The following is a 7,723-nucleotide window of genomic DNA, read 5'->3' on the forward strand; positions in this document are numbered from 1 at the left end:
TAGAGTCAGGATGATGAATGTAGTTAATATACCTACCCATCGAAGGTTATGCTGGAAGCGGATTGTTCCCCATAGCAGCCAATGAGCGAACGCCAGAAGAATCAGAGAACCTGTGGAATAAATGATTAGCACTAATTAACACTTCCTCTCTTACTTATCTTTACTCTTTGCCTAAGTAAGTATTATAACTTTAATTAAATGAGTTGCAGCGCGCATTTTATCGATTCCTTACGAAGCAGGATACTTTTTGCTTGAGAATTTTCAAAGAAAAATGTGTCGCATTTAATAAGGTTGTACAAGGCAGTTTTTGCCGATTCATAAACCATCTTTTCACACTGCAGCACATACAGGCAATTGCTATAACAAACGTCTTCGTGGTTCTTCAATACCAATAAGGCTCCTTGATTTCAACCAAAATCATTCCTGATTTTTCATTTGCTTATCACTTACAATCCTATTTTAAATGACATCGAAAGTTCTCGTAAGTACTATCTTTTTCTAGTACCTTTTTCCCGTTCGTTTTACCTCGATCACTGCTGGCTTAAAAGGAAACGTTAGTCGGTTTTAGAAAGGGACGAATTTGCTTGTCTAATTCCGGCCCAAACTGGTGAACCCATCGCATGATGTTCCACCGGAACCAAAATTGGGATGAAAACACGAAGGTACTTTCCCACAGCATGAAGAGGGAGAGCTATGAAGAATTATTATTCTATGGAATGGTCAAATAAGATTATTTAAAAGAGGTTTGGAACTTCGGGGAACTAGAACTCCATAATAAACAATTCGAGGGCTGCCGCGGGGTACATCGGCGGGTAGACTCATTGAAGTGGCGGGCAGTTTAGCGGTGATAAGTTAGGCAGATTTGCCTAGTTTTCGTGTTAGAATGGTATTACCAATTTAAATCCAGAGTATTACCATAAGGAGGCAGCATATTGGCCGAGTACCAAGAGATGTTAAGGGAACTTCAGGAATGGGAAACTCGCGATATTCTGAATGATCTTCTACAAATCGCGGAGCAATCTGCAACCAAATGGAATGAGGAGATTATTCTCGCAGATAGGATATTGAAGCTTTGGAAGGACCGTCTCGAAAAATCGCGCAAAGGTCGAGAGGAAGCTGAAGAACGTCAGGATAGCGTCCATCTTGTATTTAGTCTTTCAGATGCAGGATCTTTGAAAGTAACGATCAGCGAGCTAGGCATGCGACAAAAGATCAAAGTTATGGCGTTTAACGAGTTATTTTCAATCGGACCTATCATGAACTTAGAAACCCCTGAAGGTCAACGACGTAGACAGCAGTGGATTATGGAACGGTTTTCTTACTTTACTTACGCTAATTTACACAACTCTGATCATCAAATTGGACGGATGATTAAAACGATATTAACGATACCTGAACGTAAGTCAATTACCATCTGGTTCGGAAATAATGCTCATGATCTGGTAGGATTACATTTTGCTTTGTATTTGTTAAGGAACCGAGAACAACCCATCCAGATCATCAATTTGACTGAGGCCTACAAGAAGTTTGCGATGGATGACGAAGGGAATGCGCAGCCTTATGCGCAGGGATTAATTGCACCTGAAATCTACAAGGAGATTGTTAAACATTATGAAAACACTAGGCCTTTGGATTCTATCCAAAGGCGGTATTATGAGTCTAACTGGTTGGAAAAGCTTTCGAAACAAGAGCATACTCTTCGCTTCTGGCAGGATGGAAAAATAGTAGGAATGGCGGAAGAAGAACTGGACGGCATAATAATTTCCTCCGTGCTCAAACTTCAAAACGAAGAAACAGCTGACGGATTTGTCAGAGCTGGGCATGTGGTTGCGGAAGTGTTTGAAAATATGTTTCAACTCGTCGGTGACCAGTTCGTAGAATATCGAATGTGGCGATTAATAAGCGATGGTATTCTTAGTTTTAGAGGGCTTCCAAACGCAATGTTTCAGTATTCAGTAAAAGTAAACAACTAGTGAATCAACTGATCAATAGCGAATTAAGTATTACTCAGTCGACTGCAGCTGCAGCCCCTCATTTTTTTAGCTAACGGAAACGATAGTGCCATACCGACAGGCTGCCAGGATCATTGGCAGCTTGCTCAACTATCTGGCAGTTATCCGCAACAGAGAATGGATCTGAAACCAAGTGTTTTATTTCGAATACATGGTACAATTCCTTAATTCAAGAGTTACATTTTAGGACGGGAAGTGAGCTTTTGACCATCAGTAAGAGGAATTCAAGAACAATTGTAGGTGATAATGAAATGTATAGATGGACTGTGTCACCTGATAGTGGTTACTTAGTTTTTGTTGCAGAACATGGAATAGTAAGGGGAAAAAGGATCGAGGTTTACGTTACTTCCGAAAGCAATGGCTTTTGGACGAGCTTTCCTGATGTGAATGATATGAATTTAAAGGTAATAAAGCCAAGTGATGTATCTCAGTTCATAACACAGGCTATTAACCATGGTTGGAATCCCAAAGAAGCTGGTAGACCAATTGCATTTGACTTATCAGGTGACACGTTACTAAAACGTATTTCTTTAAACTGAATAGAAAATTCTTCCTTTTACTGATGAAGGTAGCGTACAATAGCGATATATAATGTGCGATTCGAGGAGATTGAGGCATGAATCCCGCGGTCCGCGAGGTGTTTTTTCGAAGAAGCGGAAGCAGCGGACAACCCTGCACTGGCTAACTGAGAAAGGGTATCCGCTCCTTCGAAGCCTAAACCGGTGAGGGTTCGAATGCAATAACGTTATCTGAAAGGGCACGAAAGGCGGAAGAGGAGAGACCAATGGACATACATGATATTCCTGTTGAATTTGTAGAGCAAATAGGAGCGATTAAGAACATCTCATTCCCTCAACAAGGGCATACTTCGCTTGTTGTTAAAATTGAAACTCGTGATCATCAGTTCATTATTAAAAAGACTGAGCATGGTTTATTTAATGAATGGTTATCGGAGGAATATAAAGCATTACAATATCTTTCGACTACTGGACTACCGGTTCCAAAGGCATATGCTTTCCATATTCAGGACAAATCTAGATGGCTACTCATGGATTATATAGATGGAATAAGTTTGAGACATTTCTTGGGAAGTAAACCTAATCTCAGGGATAGAGAGAAAGTTATATCTTACTATGGTCTATGTTTAAAGCAAATCCATGAAAGCCAATGCCCTGTTGGATTGCGCAAGAATGATCAATCTTGGTTAGATACGATGCTCATGAAGGCTAGCCACAATCTTGCTAATTATAATGTGGATGGCACTGAAGAATTACTTATACGACTGAAAAATGATAGACCTAAACCGATTGAGAATACTCTGATTCATGGCGATTTTCACACTAATAATGTATTGGTTAACTACAATAATGTAATTGGTATTATCGATTGGCCTAGAGCTGCGTTTGGTGATCCGCGATTTGATATCGCGTTGGCTATCAGACCTAAGCAAGATGTTTTTGATCAAAAGGGGGATAAAGAATTATTCTTTGAATCCTATGGTAGATTAAGGATAACAGATGAAGAATATAGGTATTTCCAAGAAGGTTTGTATAAGTTCTTTTAAGTATCGCTTCGAAGGTGCCCATCAGATAGACGATGAATTTGAAAGCGATATTGAGAAAGAAACTGAAAGAGATGCTACCTCTATTGATGATTTAGGTCACAGCATACAAATGATTTTTGAAAGAAGTTTTGGGAGTAATTTAAATTAGAATGCTGCTTGAAGGTTGCCGGGCAGATTTGGTCTAAATAAAAAGATCATTATTAAGTAACCACTATTGTCCAATACTGCCACGGGCATGCAGAAAGCCGCGGAGCTAATCGCTCAAGCTAAGCGAAGTGTAGGCGAAACCACTGCACTTGATGAAGCGAAGCAGGATTTGGGGCGGCTACTACAAGAGTTCGAACGAATTGTTGAAATACTAGATAGAATTGAACAGGATATGCAAGTGTTGCTTAGTGAAATTCCTATGGCCGATCAGCTTCGTTCCATCAAAGGTCTAGGTCCAATCTTCATAGCAGCCATTCTATCTTGCGCTGGCGACCTTAGACAGTACGCCCATGGACGTCAGTTATTGCGTAAAGCAAGTCTAAACCTGGCTGAAAGAATGTCAGGAAAACACAAGGGACAAATCATGCTTTCGAAACGGGGAGATGCTACGCTACGCAAATATATGTATCTGGCGACGATCGTACTCGTAGGAACGTATCCTGTCTTTCGACAGATGCATGAGAATAATGTTCAAATCAGGCAAATGAAGAAGCAACAGTCGGTATTTAAACTGCTTGGAAAGCTAGCACGAATCATCAATGGCATTGTTGGGCGGGGAGAAACTTTTTCTCCTGAAAAAGCTGCCCCTACGTGCACTCGAGCTGCCTAAGACTGAATAAACGAACACGTAGATTGACTCATTCGCAGGATTTCACAAAGAAAGCACGGAGGACCGAGTTCCTGCCCGGCAAGGGCTTCAGACCCATCCGCTAAACGCTATCGGTCTCCACGCCTTGGTCAGGTGTAACGAAGGAATGTAAGGGCAAAGACCCGTAGAGCCATGGGATGGTGAACTCCCAAGGAAATTGTGGAGAATACGTGCAGAAGAATAGCACTTGGAGAAATGTTCCACACGCTTCTTCTGTTCCCGCATGCCCAAAATTGGAACGACGGTGTCTAATAAGCTTACTTTCCGGACGACAACTGTTATACAGGACAACGAAATCCTGCGAATGAGTGAGTATATGTGAGATAAACCCTTAAAACCGAGGGACGGGCAGAATAACGTGGCAGTGCCGTTAATACGAATAACTATTTTATGGTATGATTTAACAGTCCTACTAGGATTATTTATTAGTTGGCACATGGGAGGTAATTGAGTGATATACGTTGTAAGACATGGGCAAACAGAACTGAACAAAGAGGGAAGGCTTCAGGGAAGACAAGGATTGCAATTAAATGAATTTGGAATAGAACAAGCTAAATCTCTAAGAGAAAGTCTTACCGACATTAAGTTTGATTGGGTTTACTCTTCACCTCAAGGGAGAGCTATTCAAACAGCTGAGATAGCAACAGGTATGAAGGCAATAATTGATAATAGAATTGATGTATTTGACCTAGGCGAGGCTGACACATTGAAAAGAAGTGAAGTAAAGATGGCTGGAGTAGTTCCTGATTCAAGCGTGTACAGAGGTGTTGAGGATATAAACGGCTTCATAAAGAGAATTTTTGAATTTATGCATCAGCTTAAGGATGCGTATGGCACGAAAGATGTAAATATTTTGCTTTCTGGGCACAGATGTACAACGGGTTGTATCGGTGCTTATTTTGAAGGTATTCCGAAGGATGGCAATGTTTTAAGGTATTCATCTGAAAATGGACATTTTAAAACATATAAATTCAATTGAAGTACGATGGTGAGTCCATTACGCTAATGGGAGACGATAGCTCAACAAATTGCTTTTACCATATAAGAGCAACATGCTAATATATGTTTGTACCAGTTAACCCCTGAGTCTAACGTGGAGCATTTAAGTATAAGACTTCTATAAAGTGTTTGTGGTAACTGGTACATACCTTAGAGGATTTGGCGGTAAGTAGTCGTATATATATATTGTGCAGTGACCTCTCAGGGAAACAACCGCCCTTAATAGGTTTGGAGCCAGCAGGGATCCCCTCCTGGACTTCTTTAACAGAAATGAGGCGCTCCATGTTCTTGGCGCTGCACAAACTGATAAATTATCAACTTGTCGATGTGACAAGTTTTTTTGCGTGTAAACAAAGAACTTAACAGAAGAAAGAAGGGAAATGTTTCTATCTGTCGAAAGAACATAACAGAAAGCCCTTTAAAGTGTTGAGGCGAATACTCGACCTCTAAGTTTATTTTGGGTAATGAACTGACTCTGAAACCTGACATGCTACATTGGGCCCGTATTGGAGTTCTTAAGAAAACTTGGTTAGTCTGGTGCTAATTGAATGCAAATAGGTGATCATCAGTTGAATAATTTTATGCTTACGGGTACAAGCATTAATGAAGGCCAAGACAACTCTAGAGCTTTTTACCCCTTCTATGTTGGAGTAGATATCGGCTCGGATTTCCATGTTGCTGCTTGCATTCCATTTGAAAAGTTCCGCAATGAGAAGGAATGGAAACGCAGTAAAACGATGAAGTTTAACTCGGATAGTCAAGGAATTACAAAGTTTATCAGTGCCTTAGAAGATATTCAAGCTCAATTCGGTTATAAACCTCAGGATTTCTTTTTATTGCTGGAGCCTACTGGTGGACATTATTCATATTTGGTTGTTCGAGTTCTACTAGATCGAGGTTATTCAATATATCAGGTTGAAAATAAAGCTGTAAAGGACTTTCGTGAACGCCAACTAGGACTTAATGAAAAGTCCGATGAAATTGATGCTAGGATCATGGCCTACATGGGATGGCACAAGACGCTTCATCCTGATATGCGCTCTGTGCGAATTGTTCGTCCAGCAAGTGCAGAGCAGATTTTGTATCGCACCTTAACAAGGGATCGTTGGTTACTACTACTCAATTAACGAGACGGAAGAATCAAATCCAGCAGCTATTTTCAGTGACCAATCCAGAACTTAAACGTGCTTTCAAAAAAACAAGTGCGTTAACTGTCCTTAAGCTGGCACTGAAATATCCTACTGCACAAGAAATGGCAAAGGTAACTCAGGATGAACTTAGGCAAACTCTAATAGCGATTGGAGCAAAATCAGCTGCTACAAAAGCCTCCACGGTGTTAGCGGAGCTGTTACCGAATACTTTGGCATTTAATATTCCACACTTAACTGAAAGGCAAACGTGGCTTATTGAAGAAGCGCTGCGTATAGACGAAGCGATTAAAAGTATGGATATACAGATAACGTCCTTGCTTTATGGTGATCAAGTAAAAGGATATAGTCCTCATCCTTATACAAAAATACTAATGTCCTTCCCCATCATGAGTGAATCTATGGCGTGTACCTTTATCGGCGCAATTGGTGACATAGAGCGTTTCTCAACATACTTAGAATTCAAAAAGTATCTTGGTGTTGCCGCAGAAAATAAAGTCTCGGGCACATCAGTTTTTAAGAGTAGGCAGACATACGAAGGCGTTAGAGATACTCGAAGAGTACTATTTTTAATGACCCTTCTGTTATTATCTCCGAAGATAAGCGAAAATAGTTTTCGTGTTTACTATAAGCGATTAGTTGAAAGAGGAATGGCAAAGAGAAAAGCAATTGGTCATTTTTGTGGCAAAATAGTCCATGTACTATACTCTTGCCTTAAAAACAATGAAACGTACGATCCTTTCAAACATGCTAGTAAAATGGGAGTGACTTTAGAAGGCGATAAAGTAAGATTAAAGATCCCGACTAATTTAGAAGATTTCGAAATCCAGGCTGATAAATTAGCAGACGATGATGTTTTATAAGTGATAAGAACCTACACTGCCTTATTTAGGATCAAAGAGAGCCCATACCCTTATAAATTGGAAAATTAATTTGCTTCCAAATACGGTTATGGGCTTGTTTACTTTTCATAAGCACTACACTACACTACATTAGACTAGCCCCAACAATAAAAACAGCGGTAAGCCTTGGACGAGTAAAGTCCTAGACTGCCGCTGTATTATTGAGCTAACGTTCCTCATCCCTCAGTATTAAGGATTTATCTAACGAATACTCATTCATTCGCAGGATTTCATCACTTTGG

General features: G+C 40.2%; 5 protein-coding genes and 2 pseudogenes. 6 read left to right on the plus strand and 1 reads right to left on the minus strand.

Features of this window, described 5'->3' with window-relative positions; all coding sequences use genetic code 11:
* Positions 1-544: 544 nt before the first annotated feature.
* Positions 545-625 (minus strand): annotated as a pseudogene (locus OB236_RS00765) (IS6 family transposase); the annotation flags it as partial.
* 307 nt (positions 626-932) lie between these two features.
* On the opposite strand from OB236_RS00765, the gene OB236_RS00770 reads away from it, so the two are divergent.
* The 6 genes and pseudogenes from OB236_RS00770 (at position 933) to OB236_RS40305 (ending at position 7,442) form a co-directional block, all read left to right on the plus strand.
* Positions 933-1,973 carry a DUF1835 domain-containing protein gene (locus tag OB236_RS00770; RefSeq protein ID WP_262682143.1) on the plus strand — a complete coding sequence of 347 codons (1,041 nt, stop codon included), beginning with the start codon at positions 933-935 and terminating at the stop codon, positions 1,971-1,973.
* 242 nt (positions 1,974-2,215) lie between these two features.
* On the plus strand, positions 2,216-2,551 hold the full coding sequence (locus OB236_RS00775) for a hypothetical protein (protein WP_262682144.1): 336 nt from the start codon (positions 2,216-2,218) through the stop codon (positions 2,549-2,551).
* Between the two features lie 245 nt (positions 2,552-2,796).
* On the plus strand, positions 2,797-3,576 hold the full coding sequence (locus tag OB236_RS00780; protein WP_262682146.1) for a phosphotransferase: 780 nt from the start codon (positions 2,797-2,799) through the stop codon (positions 3,574-3,576).
* A 214-nt stretch (positions 3,577-3,790) separates the two neighbouring features.
* The gene (locus OB236_RS00785; RefSeq protein ID WP_262682147.1) at positions 3,791-4,393 is read left to right on the plus strand and encodes a transposase; all 603 of its coding nucleotides are present in this window, start codon (positions 3,791-3,793) and stop codon (positions 4,391-4,393) included.
* 490 nt (positions 4,394-4,883) lie between these two features.
* Positions 4,884-5,411 carry a histidine phosphatase family protein gene (locus OB236_RS00790; protein WP_262682148.1) on the plus strand — a complete coding sequence of 176 codons (528 nt, stop codon included), beginning with the start codon at positions 4,884-4,886 and terminating at the stop codon, positions 5,409-5,411.
* Between the two features lie 574 nt (positions 5,412-5,985).
* Positions 5,986-7,442: pseudogene (locus OB236_RS40305) on the plus strand (IS110 family transposase).
* Positions 7,443-7,723 lie beyond the last annotated feature (281 nt).

The organism is Paenibacillus baimaensis (assembly GCF_025567575.1).

Coding starts and splice junctions, on each gene's coding strand:
- OB236_RS00780 (WP_262682146.1), top strand. CDS start 2,797: ATGGACATACATGATATTCCTGTTGAATTTGTAGAGCAAATAGGAGCG.